The organism is Leifsonia sp. fls2-241-R2A-40a (genome assembly GCF_030209575.1).
Lineage (GTDB): Bacteria > Actinomycetota > Actinomycetes > Actinomycetales > Microbacteriaceae > Leifsonia.
The window spans coordinates 239,672-259,776 of the sequence record NZ_JARVRS010000001.1 but is presented as its reverse complement, the minus strand read 5'-3'; the positions used below and the strand labels follow the sequence as shown (position 1 = coordinate 259,776).

General features: G+C 71.3%; 19 protein-coding genes. 7 read left to right on the top strand and 12 right to left on the bottom strand.

What is annotated here, in order from left to right:
- The first annotated feature begins 131 nt into the window (after positions 1-131).
- Positions 132-1,232, top strand: coding sequence for an ATP-binding protein (locus tag QRN40_RS01300; RefSeq protein WP_285113679.1), 1,101 nt, complete (start codon positions 132-134; stop codon positions 1,230-1,232).
- On the opposite strand, the gene QRN40_RS01295 is transcribed toward QRN40_RS01300, so the two are convergent.
- From QRN40_RS01295 to QRN40_RS01260, 8 genes are all read right to left on the bottom strand, one after another.
- Positions 1,229-1,900, bottom strand: coding sequence for a GAP family protein (locus tag QRN40_RS01295; protein WP_285113678.1), 672 nt, complete (start codon positions 1,898-1,900; stop codon positions 1,229-1,231). The two genes, QRN40_RS01300 and QRN40_RS01295, sit on opposite strands and share 4 nt — an antisense overlap.
- Positions 1,893-3,134 carry an AI-2E family transporter gene (locus QRN40_RS01290; RefSeq protein ID WP_285113677.1) on the bottom strand — a complete coding sequence of 414 codons (1,242 nt, stop codon included), beginning with the start codon at positions 3,132-3,134 and terminating at the stop codon, positions 1,893-1,895. The genes QRN40_RS01295 and QRN40_RS01290 overlap by 8 nt, the downstream gene beginning before the upstream one ends.
- Positions 3,131-4,774: a SulP family inorganic anion transporter gene (locus QRN40_RS01285; protein ID WP_285113676.1), complete on the bottom strand. Its 1,644-nt coding sequence runs from the start codon at positions 4,772-4,774 to the stop codon at positions 3,131-3,133. Before QRN40_RS01285 ends, QRN40_RS01290 begins: the two co-directional genes overlap by 4 nt.
- Before the next feature lie 82 nt (positions 4,775-4,856).
- Positions 4,857-5,339: an SHOCT domain-containing protein gene (locus QRN40_RS01280; RefSeq protein WP_350224749.1), complete on the bottom strand. Its 483-nt coding sequence runs from the start codon at positions 5,337-5,339 to the stop codon at positions 4,857-4,859.
- Between the two features lie 105 nt (positions 5,340-5,444).
- A complete protein-coding gene (locus tag QRN40_RS01275) occupies positions 5,445-6,320 on the bottom strand; it encodes an NAD(P)H-hydrate dehydratase (RefSeq protein WP_285113675.1) in 876 nt (291 codons plus the stop codon).
- On the bottom strand, positions 6,313-7,020 hold the full coding sequence (locus QRN40_RS01270) for a histidine phosphatase family protein (protein WP_285113674.1): 708 nt from the start codon (positions 7,018-7,020) through the stop codon (positions 6,313-6,315). Before QRN40_RS01270 ends, QRN40_RS01275 begins: the two co-directional genes overlap by 8 nt.
- Positions 7,017-7,955, bottom strand: a complete 939-nt coding sequence (locus QRN40_RS01265) for a prenyltransferase/squalene oxidase repeat-containing protein (protein WP_285113673.1) — start codon at positions 7,953-7,955, stop codon at positions 7,017-7,019. The genes QRN40_RS01270 and QRN40_RS01265 overlap by 4 nt, the downstream gene beginning before the upstream one ends.
- 23 nt (positions 7,956-7,978) lie before the next feature.
- Positions 7,979-8,848, bottom strand: coding sequence for a helix-turn-helix transcriptional regulator (locus QRN40_RS01260; RefSeq protein ID WP_285113672.1), 870 nt, complete (start codon positions 8,846-8,848; stop codon positions 7,979-7,981).
- A 101-nt stretch (positions 8,849-8,949) separates the two neighbouring features.
- Between QRN40_RS01260 and QRN40_RS01255 the strand changes: the two genes are divergently transcribed.
- On the top strand, positions 8,950-9,723 hold the full coding sequence (locus QRN40_RS01255; RefSeq protein ID WP_285113671.1) for an SDR family oxidoreductase: 774 nt from the start codon (positions 8,950-8,952) through the stop codon (positions 9,721-9,723).
- A gap of 21 nt (positions 9,724-9,744) precedes the next feature.
- Here the strand turns inward: QRN40_RS01255 and QRN40_RS01250 are convergent, their stop codons facing one another.
- Together QRN40_RS01250 and QRN40_RS01245 are read right to left on the bottom strand one after the other, a co-directional pair.
- Positions 9,745-10,833: a DNA glycosylase AlkZ-like family protein gene (locus QRN40_RS01250; protein WP_285113670.1), complete on the bottom strand. Its 1,089-nt coding sequence runs from the start codon at positions 10,831-10,833 to the stop codon at positions 9,745-9,747.
- 45 nt (positions 10,834-10,878) lie between these two features.
- On the bottom strand, positions 10,879-11,988 hold the full coding sequence (locus tag QRN40_RS01245) for a DUF998 domain-containing protein (RefSeq protein WP_285113669.1): 1,110 nt from the start codon (positions 11,986-11,988) through the stop codon (positions 10,879-10,881).
- Positions 11,989-12,293: 305 nt separating this feature from the next.
- On the opposite strand from QRN40_RS01245, the gene QRN40_RS01240 reads away from it, so the two are divergent.
- A complete protein-coding gene (locus tag QRN40_RS01240; protein WP_285113668.1) occupies positions 12,294-14,144 on the top strand; it encodes a glycoside hydrolase family 15 protein in 1,851 nt (616 codons plus the stop codon).
- Positions 14,144-14,689 (top strand): hypothetical protein, encoded by a 546-nt coding sequence (locus QRN40_RS01235; protein WP_285117415.1) that lies wholly within the window; start codon positions 14,144-14,146, stop codon positions 14,687-14,689. The genes QRN40_RS01240 and QRN40_RS01235 overlap by 1 nt, the downstream gene beginning before the upstream one ends.
- A 28-nt stretch (positions 14,690-14,717) precedes the next feature.
- Here QRN40_RS01235 and QRN40_RS01230 read toward each other — a convergent pair whose 3' ends face one another.
- Positions 14,718-15,431, bottom strand: a complete 714-nt coding sequence (locus QRN40_RS01230) for an alpha/beta fold hydrolase (RefSeq protein ID WP_285113667.1) — start codon at positions 15,429-15,431, stop codon at positions 14,718-14,720.
- 54 nt (positions 15,432-15,485) lie between these two features.
- On the bottom strand, positions 15,486-15,950 hold the full coding sequence (locus QRN40_RS01225; protein WP_285113666.1) for a DUF2000 domain-containing protein: 465 nt from the start codon (positions 15,948-15,950) through the stop codon (positions 15,486-15,488).
- Between the two features lie 104 nt (positions 15,951-16,054).
- Between QRN40_RS01225 and QRN40_RS01220 the strand changes: the two genes are divergently transcribed.
- The 3 genes from QRN40_RS01220 (at position 16,055) to QRN40_RS01210 (ending at position 20,085) form a co-directional block, all read left to right on the top strand.
- Positions 16,055-16,510, top strand: a complete 456-nt coding sequence (locus QRN40_RS01220; protein WP_285113665.1) for an Lrp/AsnC family transcriptional regulator — start codon at positions 16,055-16,057, stop codon at positions 16,508-16,510.
- A 53-nt stretch (positions 16,511-16,563) separates the two neighbouring features.
- Positions 16,564-17,382, top strand: a complete 819-nt coding sequence (locus tag QRN40_RS01215; RefSeq protein WP_285113664.1) for an aldo/keto reductase — start codon at positions 16,564-16,566, stop codon at positions 17,380-17,382.
- Positions 17,383-17,544: 162 nt separating this feature from the next.
- On the top strand, positions 17,545-20,085 hold the full coding sequence (locus QRN40_RS01210; protein ID WP_285113663.1) for an ATP-dependent Clp protease ATP-binding subunit: 2,541 nt from the start codon (positions 17,545-17,547) through the stop codon (positions 20,083-20,085).
- The last annotated feature ends 20 nt before the right edge of the window (positions 20,086-20,105 follow it).

Sequence of the window (20,105 nt, the reverse complement as noted above, 5' to 3'; positions counted from 1 at the left end):
CGCGCATCCGGCGCTGACGCCCTCATCGTAGAGCGCCGCCGTCCGCTGCGGTATGCAGAATGCGGGGGTGCCCGCGGTGCGGACGCGCACGCTAGCATCGGCGGCACACGCACCCCGGAGGAGGAGGGTCCATGATCCCGCTGACGGTCGGAACAACGGTGGAGTCGCCCGAGCGTCCGGCGGTGATCGACGGCTCCCGCTTCAATCGCCACACCTTCTGGTGCGGCCAGAGCGGATCGGGGAAGACGTACGCCCTGGGCGTCGTGCTGGAACAGCTGCTGCTGGAGACGGCCCTTCCTGTCGCGGTGATCGACCCCAACGCGGACTTCGTGGAACTGCGCCGCACGCGCGAGGGCGTCAGCCGTTCGGAGGCCGGGCGCTGGGGCGAGCTGGACATCCGGGTGCAGCATTCCAGCACCCCGGAGGAACCCCAGCTGCACATCCGGTTCGTCGACCTGAGCGTGCGGGCGAAGGCCGCGGTCGCCCGGCTCGATCCGATCGCCGACGAGGAGGAGTACAACGCGCTGCTGCACCTCGATACGTCGCTGGAGCACTACGATCGGGCGACCTTCCCTGCGTCGTTCCTGCAATCGCTGGTGGGTTCCGACGACCCCGCGCGGAAGCACCTGGGCCTGCGGATCGAGAACCTGCAGGTGCTCGACTGGCCGCTCTGGGCGTTCGGCGGAAGCTCGGCGGCCGCGGTCATCGCGGAGCGCCCGCGGGCGACGGTGCTCGACGTGGGCGGCTTCACGCATCTGGCGGAGCCGCAGGCCGCGGCGCTCGGTGTCCTCGAAGACCTGTGGCGGCGGCGGATGGAGCGGCGGCCCATCCTCATCGTCATCGACGAGGCGCACAACTTCTGCCCGCCCGTGCCGCGCTCGGATGTGGAGGCGCAGCTGACGGAGCAGCTCATCCAGATCGCCGCCGAGGGCCGCAAGTTCGGTCTGTGGCTGTTCCTGTCGACGCAGCGCCCCACCAAGATCCACCCGAACGTGCTCTCGCAGTGCGACAACCTCGGCCTCATGCGGATGAACTCGCCGCGCGACCTCGCGGAGCTCGCCGATGTCTTCGGCTTCGTGCCCCACCAGCTGCTGGAGCAGTCGCCCTCCTTCCGCAAGGGCGAAGCGCTGTTCGCCGGGGCGTTCACCGACGAGCCGCAGCTGGTGCGCATCGGCCGCCGCCTCACGGTGGAGGGAGGCGGCGACCTGAGCGTGGAGGAGCGTGCCGGCTAGAAGCTGCCGATGCCCTTGCCCACGAGCACGACACCGAGCACCAGCAGCAGGACCGCCATGACCGTGGCGTTGTTGCGGACGAGCCAGCCGCGCAGCGACTGGAGCGGTGCGCGCATCCGCTCGGCGGCCACCAGGTAGGCGATCACGGGGATCGCCACCGAGAGCGCTGCGATCACGGTGAAGACGACGATCACGACGGTGGCGGAGCCGGCGCTGAGGCCCGCCGCCCCGATCGCCAGCCCGGCGCCCGCGGCGAGCAGCAGGTTCTTCGGGTTCACGGCGGCGAGGAGGAAGCCCAGGCCGAGACCGCGCCCGGCGGTCATCGAGTCGATGGCGCCCATCCACGACGGGAGGGCAGGCTCGGCGTCGTCGTGCGGGCGCGACTGCCACTGCCGGAACGCCAGGAACAGCAGCAGGAGTCCCAGGATGATCTGGATGATCCCGGCGATCGGGCGGGAGGCGTCCGGGTCGCTCTTCGGGATCAGCGCCGACAGCAGCGTGAAGACGACCACGGCGACCACGATGCCGAGGACCCAGCCGATCAGGAAGCCGACGCTCGTGCCCCTGGCCTTCGGCGACAGCAGCATGAGGATCGCGGCGATGATCGGGATCGGGCTGATCGCGATCCCGACCGCGAGCGGCAGGACGTCGCCGATGGCGCTACCCATGACGGCCGTCCTGCGCCTTGATCTGGTGGCGCTCCTCGCGCCGCGCATCCGACTCCGCCTTCATCTGCGCCTTGGTCTGCGCGAGGTCGCCGATGATCGGGCGCCACAACCGCGCCCGTGGATCGGAGTCGACGAGGACGGCGCGCACGAGCAGGGTCAGCGGCACCGCGAGGATGGCGCCGATCGGGCCCAGGACGACCGCCCAGAACAGCACGGAGAAGAACGTCAGCGTCTGGCTGAGCGCGACCGCGCTGCCGACCACCTTCGGCTGAACGACGGACTGGATGATGGCGTTGATGACGCCGTAGACGATGATGACCCCGACCACGGTTCCCCAGCCGCCGGTGAGATAGCCGAAGACGAGCGGGGGCACGAGGGCGATGAAATAGCCGACGTTCGGGATGAAGCTGCACAGGAAGGACAGGATCGCCCAGAGCAGCGCGGCCGGAACCCCGAGCAGAAGCAGGGCGACGCCGTTGATGACGCCCTGGGCGATGCCGAGCAGGGTCGTGACCACCATGTAGCGCCGGACCGAGACGGCGTAGCCGCTGACGGCGTAGACCAGGTTCGGCCGGGTGGGCTTCAGCTGCCGGAGCAGCGTTGGCGTGTAGGCCGCGTCCGCCGGCATCAGGATGAGCATCGTCAGCACGATCACCAACAGCGCGATGAGCCCGAACGCGTTCCCGAGGAGGCCGGTGACGAACGAGAGCGCCTTGCCGGGGTCGAAGCCGGACTGGATCTCCTGCACCTGCTGGGGCCCCAGGCCGATGCTCTTCAGCCAGGCGGTCAGCTGGTTGCCGAGCTCCTGCAGCTGCGGCTTGTACTGCGGCAGCATCCCCACGAACTGCGCCAGCGCGATCCACAGCACGGCGATGAACCCGGCGAGCAGGGCGAACACGGTCAGACCGACGGCTCCGGTCGCCAGACCCTGCGGCGTACCGTGGCGCTCCAGCCAGACCCGCACGGGCTGCGCGCAGATGGTGAGCACCAGGGCCAGCAGGGTCGGGGCGAGGATGCCGCCGATCGCCGCGATGCCGAACGAGATGACCACGGCGGAGGCGAGCCCGAGCAGGATGCGCACGCCGCGGCCCATCCCGCCGGCGTTCGCGAGTTCGGCGTCCGGGTCGACCGGCGCGCTGGGCGCCGCGGCGCGCTGCCGTCGCCCGCGGAAGGGCCACGACCGGCCGCGGCTCGCTTCGGGTGGCTGCGCCGGTGTGCTGGCATCCTCGCTCATGAGCGGGCTCCGTCCCTGCTGAGGGCCGCGATCGCGGCCCGGTTGGTGTCGAAGGACCGGACTCCGTCGAGCAGTCCGAGATGGTCGAGCCGGTCGCGGATGCCGGGACGGACCCGGCAGATCGACAGGTCGACGCTCTGCCCGGCGAGGTACGACTGGACGCTTCTCCAGGAGTCGGCTCCTGTCACATCCACATCCGTCACGGCCTCGAGATCGAGGACGACGTGCGCGGGATGCGACGCCTCCACCGCGCGGCGGAGGGCCCCCTCGAAGGCGCCGCTGTTGGCGAAGAACAGCGGCGCGGCCATCCGGATGACCACCACCCCCGGCGCCGTCTGCTCGCCGCTCGGGGCCGTGTCCAGGAGCGAAGCATGCGGGTCGCCGTCGGAGGCGAGAATGTCGATGGCCGGGCTCGCGGCCCGGCGCACGACGTTGACGACGGCGAGGACGAAGGCGATGACGATGCCCGCGATGGGGCCGATGAGCAGCGAGCCGAGGAAGCAGACGGCACCCACCGTGAACTCGAAGCGATCCTGCCGCCAGAGGGCGACGAACTCCGGGATGCCCAGCAGCGGGAACACGGCGACGGCCACGATCGCACCGATCGCTGCGGAGGGGATGTCCTCCAGCAGGCTCGTTCCGAAGATGAGCAGCAGGAGCGTGCCGGCCGCCGCGATCAGCGACGGGAGCTGCGTGCGGGATCCCGCCTGGTCCATGGCGGCGGTACGCGACGTGGAGGAACCGACCGTGAAGCCGCCGCTCACACCCGCCCCCAGGTTGGCCACACCGAACGCGAACAGGTCGCGGTTCGGGCTGGTGCGGTAGCCGCGGCGCTCGCCGTACGAGCGGGAGACGAGCAGGCCCTCGCCCATGGTCACCACCGTTAGGGCGATGGCCGACGGCACCAGCTGCAGCCACTGCGTCCACTCGATGACCGGCCAGGTGAGCGTCGGCGGTCCGGCATCCACGTGCCCCAGCACGGAGACGCCGAGGCGGTCGACGCCGGCCAGCACCACGACCAGGGTGGCGACGACGAGCACCACGAGAGCCCAGGGGACGGCGGGCGCGAGGCGGCGACCCCCCAGGAGGACGGCGAGGGAACCGATCGAGATGACCACCGCCCAGACGTTGGTGGTTCCGATCCCGCTGCCCAGCCCCACGAGCTTGTCGATGAACTCGCCGCCGGAGTCGATGCGCACACCGAGCATCTTCGCCAGCTGGGAGACCAGGATGTCCAGCGCCAGCCCTCCGACGAATCCGACCAGGATGGGCTTGGAGAGGAAGTCGGCCAGGAAGCCCAGCCGGAAGAACGACGCCAGCAGGAAGAGCCCGCCGACGATGATCGCCTGCGCGAGCGCGAGCGTCACATAATCGCGGTGCCCGGCGACCGCCAGGCCCCCGAGCGACGCCGCGACGAGCGCCGCTGCGGCCGCATCGGGGGAGGCGACGAGCTGCCGCGAGGACACCGTCAGTGCGTACAGCACCGCGGGCAGCACCAGCGCGTACAGCCCGGCCGTGGCCGGGAGTCCGGCGATCTGCGCGTACCCGATGTTGAGAGGGACCGCGATGGCGAGCAGCGTCACACCCGCGACGGACTCGCGGAGCGCGTTGCGGGCCGTCAGACCCCCCAGGGGCCGCATGCGAGCGCTCCGGGGTGCCGCCGCCGTCGCCGGCGGCGGCACCATCGGAGTCGGGCCCGTCACGGTCGTCGGACCCGCCGGTTCACACCGTGGGAGCTGCCGGCGGCGGTGTCGCCGGTCCGGCCGGGGCCGCGGGTGCCGTCGGCGCCGCGTTGGAGGCCGCGGCTGCGGGCGCGGTGTGGCCGGCGAGGGCGCGCGCCTTCAGGTGGGCGAACTCGTCGGGTGTGATCGCTCCGCTGTCGAGCAGCGCCTTGGCCTTGCTGATCTCGTCGGCCGGGCTCGAGGCCGCGACGTGACGGATGTAGTCGTCGGTGGCCGTCTGGTACTGCCGCGCCTCCTTCTGGCTGCGTTCCGCCATTCCCGGGCCCCGGGCGATCAGGTACACCAGGGCCGTCAGGAACGGGACGAAGATCAGGAAGATGATCCACAGCGCCTTCCACCAGCCGTTCAGCTTGTGGTCACGGAACAGGTCGCTGATGATCGCGAACAGCGCGAACAGGTACGCCACGAAGGCGAAGCTCCAGAAGAAGAGCCAGATGACGCTCCAGAAGTTGCTCCAGTCCATGTGAGTTTCCCCTCTCCACTCCAGCTCGGCGAGCCTGGATGTGCGCTGAGAGTAACGCCGCGCGCAGCAGCGCGTCTAGACATGTTTTCGGGGCCGTGGCCCGAGTCAGGAAAGGGCGTCGAGCTCGGCCGTCAGACGGTCGACGATCTCCGAGGCGAGGAAGCCGAGGCGACCGACCTCGGCGGTCAGCGAGTCCCCTGCTGCGGCGTGCAGGTGCGTGCCCCAGATCGCGGCCTGCAGCGGGTCGGCGCCGCGCGCGGCGAGGCCCGCGATCGCGCCGGCCAGCGCATCCCCACTCCCGGAGGTGCCCAGACCCGGATCGCCGCTGCCGACGCTGAACAGGCGGCCGTCCGGCGACGCGATCCGTCCGAAGCACGAGACCGTGGCGCCGTAGCGACGCGCCAGCTCGACCGTGTCGGCGTCCAGGTCGTCCGCGTCGCGGTCGAGCAGCCGCGCGGCCTCCTCGGTGTTCGGTGTCAGGATGCGTGCGCCGGTGCCGGCGAGGCGCGGATGCCCGGCCAGCGCCCCGAGGGCGTACGCGTCGAGGACGAGGACGGTGTCGCGCCCGACGGCGCGGGCCGTACGGGCCAGCATCCGTGCCGTCTCATCCGCGTCGTCGAGCCCAGGGCCGAGAAGGACCGCATCCGCCCCGGCCAGGTCGGACGCGGCCTCGCGGATGCCCGCGCCGCGCACGCTCCCGGAGGAGGTCTCGGGCAGCGGGACGACGCCGCACTCGGGCAGCGCCACGGCCACCTGGGCGGCCACGGACGCGCCCACGGCCAGCGTCAGGCGTCCCGCCCCGACCCGGAGCGCCGCCCGGCCGGCGAGCAGGGCCGCACCGGGGGAGCGCAGCGCGCCGCCGACGACCACCACCTCACCACGGGAGCGCTTCGACCCCGATGGCTCCGGCAACGGCCACCCGCGGAGCAGCTCGGGGGTCACCGTCTGGGACTCTGGGGCCTGCTCGCGCCGGTCACGCATCGGCCCGCGCCTCACCGGGATGCTGCGTCGCGGGGAGCCCCGCGGCCGTCAGGTGCTCGTCGTCGGCGAAGGCCTGCAGCGTCCATCCCGTGCCGTCGAAGGTCAGCTCGGTCACGGACGCGTTGGCGACCGGATGCGTCAGAAGGTGCTCGGCCAGCTCGTCCTCGGTCATGCGCAGCAGAACGTACAGGAACAGGCTCACCACCGCGTCGTGGGCGAAGACGACGACCGTCCCGGCGTCCGGCACATCCCGCAGGAAGGAGCGGATGCGCAGGGCGACATCCGTCCACGCCTCACCGCCCGGCGGACGGTAGTAGAACTTGCCCGACCAGCGCCGCCGCTCCGCCTCCAGCGGGACCCGTCGCTCCACGCCGAGCGCGGTAAGACGGTCCAGGATGCCGAGCTCGCGGTCGCGCAGCCGTTCGTCGACGAGCAGGGGTACGTGCTCCCCGAGTGCGAACTGCGCGGTCTGGATGGCCCGGCGATAGGGCGAGCTGAACACGACGGCATCCCTGGGGAGGGCGTCGCGCAGCCGGGCGCCGAGTGCGCCGGCCTGCAGCTCGCCGAGAGGGGACAGCGTGACATCGGCGTCTCTGGCCTCGACGGCGATCACGTCGGCGCCGGCGGCCTCCGCCGCGGCCGCCGCGACGTTCGCCGTGCTCTCGCCGTGACGGATCAGGAGCAGGGTGCGAGCGGTCATGCAGTGGACTGTACGCCCGCCCAGTCGAGCACACGCAGGGCCCGCAGAGTGTTCCACCGGCTGGGCTCCCCGACCGTCTCGAACTCCACGGCCGGCCGGCCCGGGAGGGGCGAGCTGAGCGTCCAGCGGCCGTCCGGGAGCTGCTGCCGGCGCACGACCTCGACCGCCTCTGCGACGCGGTCGTCGTACGGGAGTCCCGACGCGCGGAGGTGCTCGAGGCCGCGCAGCACGTCGTAGCGCCAGTAGGTCGGGAACGAGAACGACAGCCAGCCCTCGTTGATCAGCTCGCCCGTCGACTTGCGGCGCAGGAGTCCGCGCTCCAGGAGGTACTCCTGCCCGCGCCGCAGCGGTTCCCCGACGTCGGAGCGCCCGGTCGCGTCGCGGACCGCCGCGAGCCCCTCCACGACGCAGATCGTGCTGTGGAAGGAGCCCGGCGCATCCCGTGTCTCGGCGTAGCAGTTCCAGCCGCCGTCGGTCTGCTGGCCGTCGAGCAGTTTGGCGACGAGCACGTCGGTGACCTGGTCGTACGCGGCGGCCGCCGTCAGCACGCGGCCGTTGATGCACGGCTCGGACTCGCCCGCGAAGAGCGGGCTGCGGCCCCACTCCTCGCCCCAGTCGACTCCCGTCGCGGCCCGGCCGACGGCGTCGCGGGTGCGCTGCCCGTCGGCGCCCAGCTCGGCGAGCAGCAGGACGACCGTGTCCGTGGCATCCCGCTCCTGCGGCTTCCACACCGTCCCGCCCCAGGTGCCGTCGGGGTCCTGGAGGGCGAGCAGGCGAGCTCCCCAGCCCTCGCGCTCCACGCGCCCCCGTTCCGCGGCGACCTCATCGGCCGGCGCGCCGACCAGGTCGCGCAGGGCCTGCCAGCGGATCGCCGGGTCGCCGCCGAGCAGCCACTCGATGACCGGATTGTCGCGCATCCATCGGCCCGTGTCCATGGCGGTCAGGCTACTCCCGGGGGCTAGGGCGCCGGTGCCTCCGTCGTCGCGGTGCCCGCGAAGGACTGCGTGCCCAGCACCGAGAGCAGAGCGAGCTTCTCGGCCGCCTCGGTGCGGGGCGGCGCAGTCAGCACCAGCAGGCACTGCGACTGATCCTCAGTGAACAGCGCCTGGCAGTCCAGTTCGATGGCGCCGAGTTCCGGATGGATGAGAGTCTTGTGGTCCTCGAAGCGCCGCGCGACCTCGTGCCGCTCCCACAGCTCGGCGAATTCCGGGCTCTCCGCGAGCAGGGCACGCACCAGCTCCCCGGCGCGCGAGCGCGGCCCGAGCGCGCCGTACGCGTCGCGCAGCGAGGCCACCTGGGCCCGGCTCTGCCGAGCGCGGTCATCCTCCGGATACTGCGCCCGCGCCGCCTCGGGGTCCGTGAACCAGCGGTAGAACTCGCTGCGCGCCAGCCCGCTGAACCCCGAGCGGTCGCCGAAGAGCGCGACGGCCAACCGGTTCTGGATGAGCGTCTCGCCGAGGTTCGAGAGGACCAGCGCCGGGGTGTCCTCGAGCCGGTCGAGCACGCGGAGGAGGGCGGGGGAGACGTGGCCTGCGCCCGAGAAGCGGTCCGGGGTGTTGTGCCCCGCGACGCGGTACAGGTAGTCGCGTTCGTCGGCGGTCAGCCGGAGGGCCCTGGCCAGCGACGACAGCATCTGGTCGCTCGGCTGGGGGCCGCGTCGCTGCTCCAGGCGCGTGTAGTAGTCCGTCGACATCGCGGCGAGGAGCGCGACCTCCTCGCGGCGCAGCCCGGGCGCGCGGCGGCGGGCACCGGCAGGGAGCCCGACATCATCCGGGTGCAGGGACTCGCGGTGGCGGCGAAGGAAGTCGGCGAGAGCGGCACGGTCCATCCCTCCATGATGGATGCGATCGAGCCGGTCATCCAGGGACCGCCGATCCCTGGATGACCGCTCCACTTCCTCCGCCTCCCGACGTCACGCATCGTGGAGACATGAACATCACAGGGAACACCGTCTTCATCCCCGGTGCCACCAGCGGCATCGGACTCGCCCTCGCCCTCGCCCTCCACGAGCGCGGCAACACGGTCATCGTCGGCGGACGACGCACCGAACTGCTCGAGCGGATCGCCGCCGAGCACCCCGGCATCGACACCGTGCGCATCGACACCGCGGACGCCGCGAGCATCCGCTCGGCCGCCGCCGACGTGCTCGCCGCGCACCCCGACCTCAACGTCCTCGTCGCGATGGCGGGCATCATGCGGGTCGAGGACTGGCACACGCCCGCGGGGTTCCTCGACTCGGCGGAGGCCATCGTCGCCACCAACGTGCTCGGTCCCATCCGCCTGATCGCCGCCTTCGTCGAGCACCTGCAGACCCAGGCGGACGCCACGATCGTCACGGTCTCCTCCGGCCTCGCCTTCACGCCGTTGAAGGCCACGCCCAGCTACAACGCCAGCAAGGCGGCCATCCACATGCTCAGCGAGAGCATCCGCCTCCAACTCGCCGACACGTCGGTGAAGATCCTCGAACTGGTGCCCCCGGCGGTGCGGACAGGGCTGTTGCCCGGGCAGGAGGAGAGCGAGTTCGCCATGCCGCTCGACGAGTTCGTCGCCGAGGTGATGCAGCTGATCGAGTCGCACCCGGACGCGAAGGAGCTGCAGGTCGAGCGGGTGAAGTTCCTCCGCTACGGCGAGGCGCGCGGCGACTACGACCAGGTGGTCCAGGTCCTCAACGCCTCCGACCCGCACGGGAAAGAGGCCGCATAGCTCGCTCGCGCGGCCGCGGGCTCATCGTCGCTCGACGGTGAGCCCCAGCCACGTCGCGAGGTCGCCGATCGCAGCATCCACGTCGTCGCACGTCTGCGCGTCGAACGGCTCGTCTTCGTGGACCGCGTCCACCCGCAGCACCCCTGCCTTGCGGTCGGCGGCCGCATCCAGCTTCCCGACCAACCGGTCGTCGTGCAGGATCGGCAGGGCGAAGTAGCCCCAGCGGCGCTTGGCGGCGGGCTTGTACATCTCCAGCAGATACTCGAAGCCGAACAGCTCCTGCGTCCGGACGCGGTCGTGGATGAGCCGGTCGAACGGTGAGAGCAGCGCGGTGCGGCCCGTGAACGGCTGGTCGAGGGCATCCGGATCGAGCCGCCACTCCCGGCCGCTGCCCTCCACCCGGACCGGGACACCGGCGCCGCCGACGAGTTGCGGGCGAGCGATGCCGAGCGCACGCAGCCGCTTCGCGTCGCGCAGCGGGGCCGCCTGCTCCTCGGGGACGACCTCGATGCCGGACGGGTAGACGCGCTCGGCGAGATCCCAGGTGCGCTGCCGCCCGATCCGGCCTGCGACGGCCACCTCGCCACGGCCCTGCAGCAGCTCGAGCAGCAGTGTGACGTTCTTCGCATGCGTCCAGCCGCTCGACTGCCAGGGCACCTCGGCCGTGTCGGCGATGTCCTTCGACAGCAGCGGGCCGGCATCCCGCAGCCGGTCGAGCACGTCCTGCCGGAAGCGCGGATTCGCCTCCAGCCAGGCACGCCAGCCGGCGTGGACGGGACCGCGGGCCATGGCGTCCAGGGTGAGCGTCAGGTCGGAGACGGGACGCACCATCGCGAACGGCGGCTGCACCGGGTCGTCCTGCGCCTTCAGCTCGTAGAGCGTGCGGTCGCGCTCGACCGCCTCCTGCAGGTGCTCCGGCCGGTACGACGGCCCGAGCCGGGTGTACGCGATGAGGTCGGCGCTCGGCGCGATGGCGGCGGTCGGGTCGAGCTGCAGGAACGTCAGGTGCTCGACCAGGGGGACCAGCCCCTCGTTCGGCGCCGCATCCAACCGCTGTGCCCGGACGGCGATCCGCCGCGCCTCGGCGCGGTCCAGCACGGCGATCTCCATCACCGGAACGCTACCCGCGGCAACCGACGTCGGGCGGCCCGTTCCTCACGCGCGCTCGGCCGCGCCGCTCACGCGCAAGTAGACGGTGAGCCACGCGAACACGATCACGCCCGCGATGAGCTCGGTCGCCGTGAGCACGTAGTAGCCGGTCACGAAGAAGAGTGCGGCCAGCACGATCACCCCGAACGACGCGTAGCTGAACACCAGGAATGCCCGCGGTGCCTCCGGCAGGGCGCGCCGGACCCAGAAGACGAGGAAGCTGAACGCGAGCAGCATCCCGACCGCCGACGCGTTGTGCAGCACCTGCGAGACGTCGAGCGGGAACAGCCCGACGCCGGCGAGCAGCACGCCGATGAGGATGAGGCACACGCGCACGCGCAGGACCGCCGAGCGGGGTGCCGTGCCCGCGCCGCCGCTCGCTCCTCTGCCGACGGCGCCGAGATCGGTGGCGTAGCGGGCGATCGCCGCCATCATCAGCCCGGCGACGATCAGGGTGAGGTTGAAGGTCAGCGACGAGATGCTGTTCGTCATCCCGAGAGCGCTGAGGTGGAACATCCACCAGTGCGGATCGGGCGCGCTCAGGGTCGCGGCCAGGATGCCGACGATGGCGAAGACGGCGAGCACCGTCGACAGCCGCATGAGGTTCATGCGGGTCGCCGAGAGGAACACCGCATACGCCGTCACGCCGACCGCCGCTCCGGCGAGGACCGTCGCGGAGACGAAATAGACGGTCGCGTCGGCGAAGCCCTCTGCGAGCACCGCGCCGAGCACCAGCCAGCCGAGCAGGGCGATGATGCCGTGCGCTATGGCGATCACGATCGTGTCGAACACGGCCGCGCCGCCGATCGTGCGCCCCGCCGGGGAGGCGTCGGCCGCCCGGTCGGGCCGGCCGCCGAACGGGGTCAGTGCGGCGCGGTGCCACAGCCGGCCGACCGCATAGGAGACCGCGCCCGCCACGCCTGCCGCGATCGCTGCGAACTGCGACACCGAGGCAGGACCGGCGATCGCGAGCGTCCGTCCCCAGAAGAACGGGAGCGCCACCAGTGCTCCCGCCACGAGGGCGATCGCGGCGACCACGATGGCCGCGCCTTCGAGGTCGAGTGCGGCGGCCCGCGCCGTCAGCCTCGTCGTTTCGTGCTGCCCTGTGCTCGTCATCCCGACCCTCCCGTGCGCCCTGGCGGGCCCTCCCGACAACCGGCCGGCTCCGCCCCCCGGAGCCGGCCGGCCGTGGCGCCGAGCCCGTATTCGCTGAAGGGTCGATGGTGCCGGCGCCGGCCGATGTTGATCTGTCGGCGGCATGATGCATCGGCGAGCCGGTACTCGGCTAGAGGGGAGTTCGGCCGCCGGTGTCGAGGCGCCGATCGTTCCGTGCGGCGGCGGACGGTGCCCCCTACCCGAGGCCGTCTTCGCGGCGTTAGCATGCGCGAGCAGCGGCACCGACAGCGTCGGAAAGGGTGACCATGGAGCCGGAACCTCACGGAAGCGGCGGCTTCCCGGACATCGACGACCACGGCATGATCGGCGACCTCCAGTCGGTCGCGCTGGTGTCGACCGACGGCACGATCGACTGGTTCTGCGCGCCGCGCTTCGACTCCCCATCGGTGTTCGCGTCGCTTCTCGACCCGCAGAAGGGCGGCTTCTTCCGCATCCACGCGCTGGGGGAGCGGATGCGCGTCCGGCAGATGTACTTCCCCCAGACGGCGGTGCTGATCACCCGGTTCATGTCCGAGGACGGCGTCGGCGAGGTCATCGACTTCATGCCCGTCGCGGACGAGCCGACGGTGGCGACGCCGAGCCGGATCATCGTCCGCGCGATCCGCGTGGTGCGGGGAGAACTGACCTTCCGGCTGCAGTGCCGTCCCCGCTTCGACTACGGGAGGCGCGAGCACACCGCGACGGCCCTGAAGCACGGGGTCCGCTTCGAGGCGGGCGACGACACGGCGGCCCTGCACGGTGTGGACGCCGACGCGCTCGACGGCGCCGATGTCGACACCACCTTCACACTGGCCGCCGGAGCACTGCGCCTCTTCGCATTCGAGACGCAGCCCACCGGAGACCCGCGCGAGCTGGGCCGCGCGCGGGGCAACCGCTTGTTCCGCGATACCGTCGCGTTCTGGCGCGACTGGCTCTCCCGCAGCACCTACACGGGACGCTGGCGGGAGTCGGTGGAGCGCTCGGCGATGGTGCTGAAACTGCTGCAGTACGCGCCGACCGGGGCGCTGGTCGCGGCACCGACGGCCGCCCTGCCCGAGCAGCTCGGCGGCGTCCGGAACTGGGACTACCGCTACACGTGGATCCGCGACGCGTCCTTCTCCGTGTTCTCGCTGCTCGCCCTCGGCTATACGGAGGAGGCCATCGCGTTCATGATCTGGGCGGGCGACCGTGTGGTGGAGCAGGCCGGCGAGTCGTCGGGACCGCTCAAGATCATGTACCGGATCGACGGCTCGTCCGACCTGGAAGAGCTGGTGCTCGACCATTTCGAGGGCTACGCGGACTCGCGCCCGGTGAACGTCGGGAACGGCGCGGCCGATCAGTTGCAGCTCGACATCTACGGGGAGGCGCTGGAGGCGCTGGCGATCGGCGAGCGGTTCCGTCCGATCGGCAACCCCGGCTGGGTGAAGCTGCGCGGCATCCTCGACTGGCTCGTCGACAACTGGGATCAACCGGACGAGGGCGTCTGGGAGACCCGCGGCGGCCGGAAGGACTTCACCTACGGCCGGATCATGTGCTGGGTCGCCTTCGACCGCGGGTTGCGGATCGCCCGCGATCGCGGTCTGCCCGCGCCGCTGGAGCGCTGGACCGCTGCACGGGACGCCATCTACGAGCAGGTCTTCACCCAGTGCTGGAATCCGGAGCGCAAGGCCTTCACCCAGTACCCGGGCACCGAGGTGGTGGATGCGATCACCCTCCTCATGCCGCAGGTGGGGATGATCTCGCCGAAGGACCCGATGTGGTTGTCGACGCTGGATGCGATCGGCGAGGAGCTCGTGACCGACAGTCTCGTGTACCGCTACAACCCGGCCGCCTCCCCGGACGGCCTGCCGGGGGAGGAGGGCACCTTCTCGCTCTGCTCCTTCTTCTATGTGATGGCCTTGACCGACGCCGATCGCCTGGATGAAGCGCAGTACGCGTTCGAGAAGATGCTCACCTACGGCAACCACGTCGGGCTGTTCGCAGAGGAGATCGACCCGACGGGTCTGCAGCTGGGCAATTTCCCGCAGGCGTTCACACACCTCGCGCTGATCCGGGCCGCCATCGACCTGGATGCGGCTCTCGCCCGTCGCACCGGTGCGCACCCGGATCGGCTGTGATGGGTCTCGACGGGCCGGAGGAGGCGCCGGGCGGGCGCAACGCCCCTCTCCACCGCGGGCTGTGGCGCCACTGGGGGTCGCCCGCCGCGATCTACGGGACCATCGTCTACGCCAGCGTCGTGGCGGCGGCGTCGGGTCAAGACGATGACCAGGCGTCGGCCGTGCGGTTGCTCGTCTTCAGCGTTGTGAGCATCGTCGTCTTCTGGCTCGCGCACGTGTACTCCACGGCTCTCGGTTTCCAGGGAGAGACCACGGGCGGGACCCGGGTGCGCGACTCGGTCCGCCACGCGCTGCGCGAGTCCGGCGGGATGCTGGAGGCGGCGGTCGTTCCGAGCATCCCCCTGGTGCTCGCGGCGCTGGGCGTCCTCCCGCCGGACTTCGGCGTGGCACTCGCTCTCTGGTTGGCCGTGCTGATGCTCGCGCTGCTCGGCTACTCCGTGTTCGCCGTGCGCGGCCGGCCGGTGCCGATCTGCCTGCTCGGGGCGGTCGTGACGGGCGCATTCGGCGTCGTCGTGATCCTGCTCAAGAGCGCCCTGCAGCACTGAGGCGGCACCAGAAGCACTGAAGGCGGCGTCAGCGGTCGGCGAGCTCCGCCAGCAGCGCTCCCAGTTCGGAGGGCCGAGTGAACATCGGCCAGTGCCCGGTCGGCAACTCCACCACATCCAACCGTTCGAGCTTTCCGACCTCCACCACGACCGGTGAGCCGCCGTCGACCCAGGACTGCAGGTCGGCGGGAGTGAACTCGCAGGCGACGACGGTCGCCGGGACGGCGCGCCGCCGCGGGTCGTCGCTCAGCGGGATCGGCCCGCGGGTCACCGCGGCCGGCTCGGGCACGGCGACGCTGCGGAACGCCTCCCGCTGCTCGTCCGTGAGGTCGATGAGGTCCGCATCCTCGAAGTCGTCCCACTCGGGCAGCTCCACCTCGCCGTCGACGCCAACGAGGTCGCCGGCGACGACCCCGTCCGGGCCGAGCGGCCACGAGTCGACGTAGACGACGCGCGCGATCCGCTCCGGCCTCGCGTCGGTGGCCGCGTACGCGAGAGGGCCGCCCCCGGAGTGCCCGACGAGGACGACGTCGCGCGCCGACGGGTCGCCCACCTCGTCGATGCTGCGCACGATCGCGTCGACGTGCTCCCGGACGCCGATCGCGCTGCGGTCGGACTCGCGCGACTCCAGCCCCGGCAGCGTGAGGGGATGGGCGTGATGCCCGGCCTGTTCGATGACGGGCGCCACCTCCCGCCACGCGTCCGCGCCGAGCCAGAATCCGGGGACCAGTACGAGTTCCATGCCCCGACGCTAGCCCCGGCCGCCGACATCGCGACAGCCTGGTGGGCCGTGCGATCAAAGCAGCGCGAGCCTCCCCACGATCCGGTCCACCCGGTTGCGGGGGCCCACGACGCTCACGGCATAGAGGCGGAGCGCGTCGGCCGGGGAACCGGCGACCGTCTCGAGGTACTCGTCGTACACCCGGGTCAGCTGCGCTGCGGCGGGCATATCGGCGACGAAGACGTCGTCGGCCGCGCCCGCCTTGGCGCGGATCGCCGCGAGCTGGTCGCCCGTCGCCCGTAGCACAGAGCATCCCGCCCAGGGCAGGCCGGGATGGACGTGCCCGTCCGCATCCACGGCCTCGGCCCCGAGGAGGCCGTCGACGTGGACGGCGGTCGCGGCGGCCGTGCAGATGGCGGCGTTCGCGGCGATCCCGGCAGGGAGGGCCTCGTCGACCACGACCACCCACTTCAGACGCGCCGCCCGGGTCGGGGCCGCGGTGTCCACCTCGTGGGGCTCGAATCCGATCGTGCTCGTCATGCGGGGGTCCTTTCGTTCGGTCAGCGAAGCACGAATCTACATATGCGGCGCTGTGCTCGCTGAGAATCCGAATGAAGTTCGGCAATCGGGGTACTCTCGGCGTCATGGACGAACTTGATCGGGCGATCCTGGCAGAACTCCAGTCGGATGCGCGGCGCAGCAACCGCGACATCGCCGCCGCCGTCGGCGTTTCGCCGAGCACCGCCCTGGAGCGCACGCGGGCGCTCCGCCGGCGCGGCATCATCCGCGGGGCCCTGCTCGACGTCGACCTGGCCGCCATCGGCCGGCCCGTGCAGGCGCTCATCGCCGTGCGCATCCGGCCGCCGTCGCGTCCGGTCATCGAAGGCTTCCGCGACTGGGTCGCGTCGCTTCCCGAGACGCTCGGGGTGTTCGTCACCAGCGGCAACGAGGACTTCATCATCCACGTCGCCGTGGCCGACAACGAGAGCCTCTACGCCTTCGTCATCGACCGGCTCACCCAGCGTCGCGAGATCGCGGACGTCCGCACCTCCGTCGTCTACGAGCACCTGCGGAACGGACGTCCGGAGCCGGTGATCTGAGGGCGGTGCGGGGCTACGATGTGCGGCACCGCATCCCTTCGATAGGAGCCCTCATGCCCGTGCTCACCGACACCTTCACGCTCTCGAACGGCGTCACCATCCCGAAGATCGGGTTCGGAACGTGGCAGATCCCGGACGGCCCGCAGACCTACGACTCGGTGCGCACCGCGCTCGACGCGGGCTACCGCCACATCGACACGGCCCGCGCCTACGGCAACGAGGCGAGCGTGGGCCGCGCGGTGCGCGACAGCGGCATCCCGCGCGAGGAGATCTTCATCACGACCAAGTGCCCGGCGGAGGTGAAGGACGCCGACGGCGCCCGTCACGCGTTCGAGCGCTCGACCGAGCTGCTCGACCTCGGGCCCATCGACCTGTACCTCATCCACGCCCCGTGGCCCTGGAACCACATCGGCAGCGACCACCGGGCCGGCAACATCGAGGTCTGGAAGGTCTTCGAGGAGCTCTACGAGGCGGACCGCACCCGCGCGATCGGCGTCAGCAACTTCGAGGTGGCCGACCTCGAGTCCCTGATCGACGCGACGGATGTGGAGCCCCACGCCAACCAGATCCGCTGGTTCGTCGGCAACACCCAGCCGGAGACGACTGCCTACTGCACGGAGCGCGGCATCCTCGTCGAGGGCTACTCGCCGCTCGCCACCGGCCGCCTGCTCGAGAACGAGGACATCCGCAGGATCGCCGACACGTACGGCAAGTCGGTCGCGCAGGTGAGCATCCGCTACCTGCTGCAGAAGGACATCCTGCCGCTCCCCAAGTCGACCACCCCCAACCGGATCGTCGAGAACGCCGACGTCGACTTCGAGCTGTCGCCCGAGGATGTGGCGGCCCTGGATGCGCTCGACGCGGGTGAGTGAGCGGCCCGACGCTGCCTCGTCTGTCGTCTTCCGCCCCTTTTCTCCTTCTATGGCGGGCGCGAGAAGGACGCCGCCCGGCTCTTCTCACCCTCGGGAATAACCACGTCCCTCCTGCGTTGGACTTGAGTGCACAAGGCTCAACTTTGAGAAACAGGAGAACACGTGCCTGAGAACTTCACTCCCGACGGTGACAGCGCCAACTCGTTCGACGAGTTCCTCGCGCGGTACCTTGCGGGCGAGCGCGCGCGGAACGCACGCTCTATCGACATCAGCCGCTTCCTCAGCCGGCGCACCCAGGAGCTGCTGGCCGAGGCCGGCCGCTTCGCGCTCGAGCACGGGCACAGCGAGCTCGACGCCCTGCACGTCCTCCGCGTGATGGCGGTGCAGGAGCCGGCCTCCGACGCCATGCGCCGCATCGGCGTCGACCCCGAGCGGGTCGCGGAGGCGGCCGAGCAGCGCCTGCCCGCCGCGGGCGACGAGATCCACGCCGACGGCGCATCCATCACCGGACCGCTGCAGCGCGCCCTCTTCCACGCCTACCAGGTGGCGCAGGCCTCCGGCTCGACGTACATCGACCCCGAGCACCTCTTCTTCGCGCTCGTGATCGGGCGCGACGCGCCCGCCGGCCGCGTGCTGCAGGCCGCCGGAGTCACCCCGGAGTCGCTCACCGACGCCATGCGTCAGAGCGCCACCGTGGGCGGCGGCGAGCCCGCCGGCCAGGCGGCCGCATCCACCTCCGACACCCCGATGCTCGACCAGTTCGGCACCGACCTGACCGCCCTCGCGCGGGACGGCCGGCTCGACCCGGTCATCGGTCGGCTGGACGAGATCGACCAGACTGTCGAGATCCTCTCCCGCCGCACCAAGAACAACCCGGTGCTGGTCGGCGAGGCGGGCGTCGGGAAGACCGCGATCGTCGAGGGCCTGGCCCGCGCGATCGTGGCCGGCGACGTGCCCGAGCAGTTGCAGGACAAGAAGGTCGTATCGCTCGACCTCGCGGGGATGGTCGCAGGGACCCGGTACCGCGGCGACTTCGAAGAGCGGCTCACCAACCTGATGGACGAGATCAGCGCCGGCAAGGACGAGCTGATCGTGTTCATCGACGAGCTGCACACCGTTGTCGGCGCCGGAGGGTCCGGCGAGTCCGGCGGCATGGACGCCGGCAACATCCTCAAGCCGCGCCTTGCCCGCGGCGACCTGCACCTGGTCGGCGCGACCACGCTGAAGGAGTACCGCCGCATCGAGAAGGACCCGGCGCTGGAGCGCCGCTTCCAGCCGGTGACGGTCGGCGAGCCCTCGGTGGACGACGCCGTGCTCATCCTCGACGGCCTCCGCGGCGCGTACGAGGAGCACCACGGCGTCCGCTACACGGAGGACGCACTGCGTGCCGCCGTCGAGCTGTCCGACCGCTACATCTCCGACCGCTTCCTGCCCGACAAGGCGATCGACCTGATCGACCAGGCCGGCGCGCGCCTGCGCCTGTCGCTGGGCAAGCGCGTCGACACCTCCGCTCTCATGGAGCGCCTGGCCACGCTGGAGTCCGAGAAGAACTCCGCCGTCGCGGCCGAGCACTACGAGGAGGCGTCGCGCCTGCGCGACGAGATCGAGTCCGTGCAGCGTTCGCTGGACGAGCTGAGCTCCGCACCGCGAGTGGATGCGGTGGTCGGCGAGCCCGAGATCGCAGCGATCGTCTCGCGTGCCACCGGCATCCCGGTGTCCCGTGTCGGCCAGGCCGACCGTGAGCGCCTCGCGCGCCTCGAGTCGGAGCTGCACGAGCGCGTGATCGGTCAGGACGACGCGGTCGTCGCGGTGGCGAAGGCCGTCCGGCGCAACCGCACGGGCCTCGGCGACGAGGGCCGTCCGGTCGGAAGCTTCCTCTTCCTCGGACCGACGGGCGTGGGCAAGACCGAGCTGGCGAAGTCGCTCGCGACCTCGCTGTTCGGCTCGGAGAAGGCCATGCTGCGGTTCGACATGAGCGAGTTCGGCGAGCGCCACACGGTCGCTCGTCTGGTCGGTGCCCCTCCCGGATACGTCGGCTACGACGAGGCCGGTCAGCTGACCGAGCGCGTGCGCCGCAACCCGTACTCGGTGATCCTGTTCGACGAGATCGAGAAGGCCCACCCGGACGTGTTCAACCTGCTGCTGCAGGTGCTCGACGACGGACGCCTCACCGACGGCCAGGGCCGCACGGTCGACTTCCGCAACACGGTCGTCATCATGACCTCGAACCTGGGTTCGGAGTTCCTGGCGTCCCGTTCCGGCGCGCTCGGCTTCGTGCCGGCCGGCTCGGACGGCTTCGCCTCGGAGAAGGACATCCGCGACCGCGTGATGGGCAAGCTCCGTGAGGCGATGCGTCCCGAGTTCCTGAACCGCATCGACGAGATCGTGCTGTTCCGGAAGCTGGACGCCGAGCAGCTGCGCGACATCGTCCGCCTGCTGCTGAACGCGACCGCCTCCCGGCTGTCCGCCCGAGAGATCGCCTTCGAGGTGACGGATGCGGCGGTCGCCTGGATCGCGGAGGCCGGCTACGAGCCCGAGTACGGCGCCCGTCCGCTCCGCCGCGTGATCCAGCGCGAGGTCGACGACCGCATCGCGGAGCTGATGGTCAGCGGCGAGCTCGCCGAGGGCGGCCGCGTGACCGTTGACGCCGACGGCGAGCTGCGGGTCACCGCAGCCGCCACGGCGCTGCCGCTCGCGGCGTAACCCGTCCCGTCCCGTCCCGT

Bases quoted from the DNA above. Each gene is read 5' to 3' on its own strand.
- QRN40_RS01300 (WP_285113679.1), top strand. From the start codon at position 132: ATGATCCCGCTGACGGTCGGAACAACGGTGGAGTCGCCCGAGCGTCCG.
- QRN40_RS01295 (WP_285113678.1), bottom strand. From the start codon at position 1,900: ATGGGTAGCGCCATCGGCGACGTCCTGCCGCTCGCGGTCGGGATCGCG.
- QRN40_RS01290 (WP_285113677.1), bottom strand. From the start codon at position 3,134: ATGAGCGAGGATGCCAGCACACCGGCGCAGCCACCCGAAGCGAGCCGC.
- QRN40_RS01285 (WP_285113676.1), bottom strand. From the start codon at position 4,774: ATGCGGCCCCTGGGGGGTCTGACGGCCCGCAACGCGCTCCGCGAGTCC.
- QRN40_RS01280 (WP_350224749.1), bottom strand. From the start codon at position 5,339: ATGGACTGGAGCAACTTCTGGAGCGTCATCTGGCTCTTCTTCTGGAGC.
- QRN40_RS01275 (WP_285113675.1), bottom strand. From the start codon at position 6,320: ATGCGTGACCGGCGCGAGCAGGCCCCAGAGTCCCAGACGGTGACCCCC.
- QRN40_RS01270 (WP_285113674.1), bottom strand. From the start codon at position 7,020: ATGACCGCTCGCACCCTGCTCCTGATCCGTCACGGCGAGAGCACGGCG.
- QRN40_RS01265 (WP_285113673.1), bottom strand. From the start codon at position 7,955: ATGGACACGGGCCGATGGATGCGCGACAATCCGGTCATCGAGTGGCTG.
- QRN40_RS01260 (WP_285113672.1), bottom strand. From the start codon at position 8,848: ATGGACCGTGCCGCTCTCGCCGACTTCCTTCGCCGCCACCGCGAGTCC.
- QRN40_RS01255 (WP_285113671.1), top strand. From the start codon at position 8,950: ATGAACATCACAGGGAACACCGTCTTCATCCCCGGTGCCACCAGCGGC.
- QRN40_RS01250 (WP_285113670.1), bottom strand. From the start codon at position 10,833: ATGGAGATCGCCGTGCTGGACCGCGCCGAGGCGCGGCGGATCGCCGTC.
- QRN40_RS01245 (WP_285113669.1), bottom strand. From the start codon at position 11,988: ATGACGAGCACAGGGCAGCACGAAACGACGAGGCTGACGGCGCGGGCC.
- QRN40_RS01240 (WP_285113668.1), top strand. From the start codon at position 12,294: ATGGAGCCGGAACCTCACGGAAGCGGCGGCTTCCCGGACATCGACGAC.
- QRN40_RS01235 (WP_285117415.1), top strand. From the start codon at position 14,144: ATGGGTCTCGACGGGCCGGAGGAGGCGCCGGGCGGGCGCAACGCCCCT.
- QRN40_RS01230 (WP_285113667.1), bottom strand. From the start codon at position 15,431: ATGGAACTCGTACTGGTCCCCGGATTCTGGCTCGGCGCGGACGCGTGG.
- QRN40_RS01225 (WP_285113666.1), bottom strand. From the start codon at position 15,950: ATGACGAGCACGATCGGATTCGAGCCCCACGAGGTGGACACCGCGGCC.
- QRN40_RS01220 (WP_285113665.1), top strand. From the start codon at position 16,055: ATGGACGAACTTGATCGGGCGATCCTGGCAGAACTCCAGTCGGATGCG.
- QRN40_RS01215 (WP_285113664.1), top strand. From the start codon at position 16,564: ATGCCCGTGCTCACCGACACCTTCACGCTCTCGAACGGCGTCACCATC.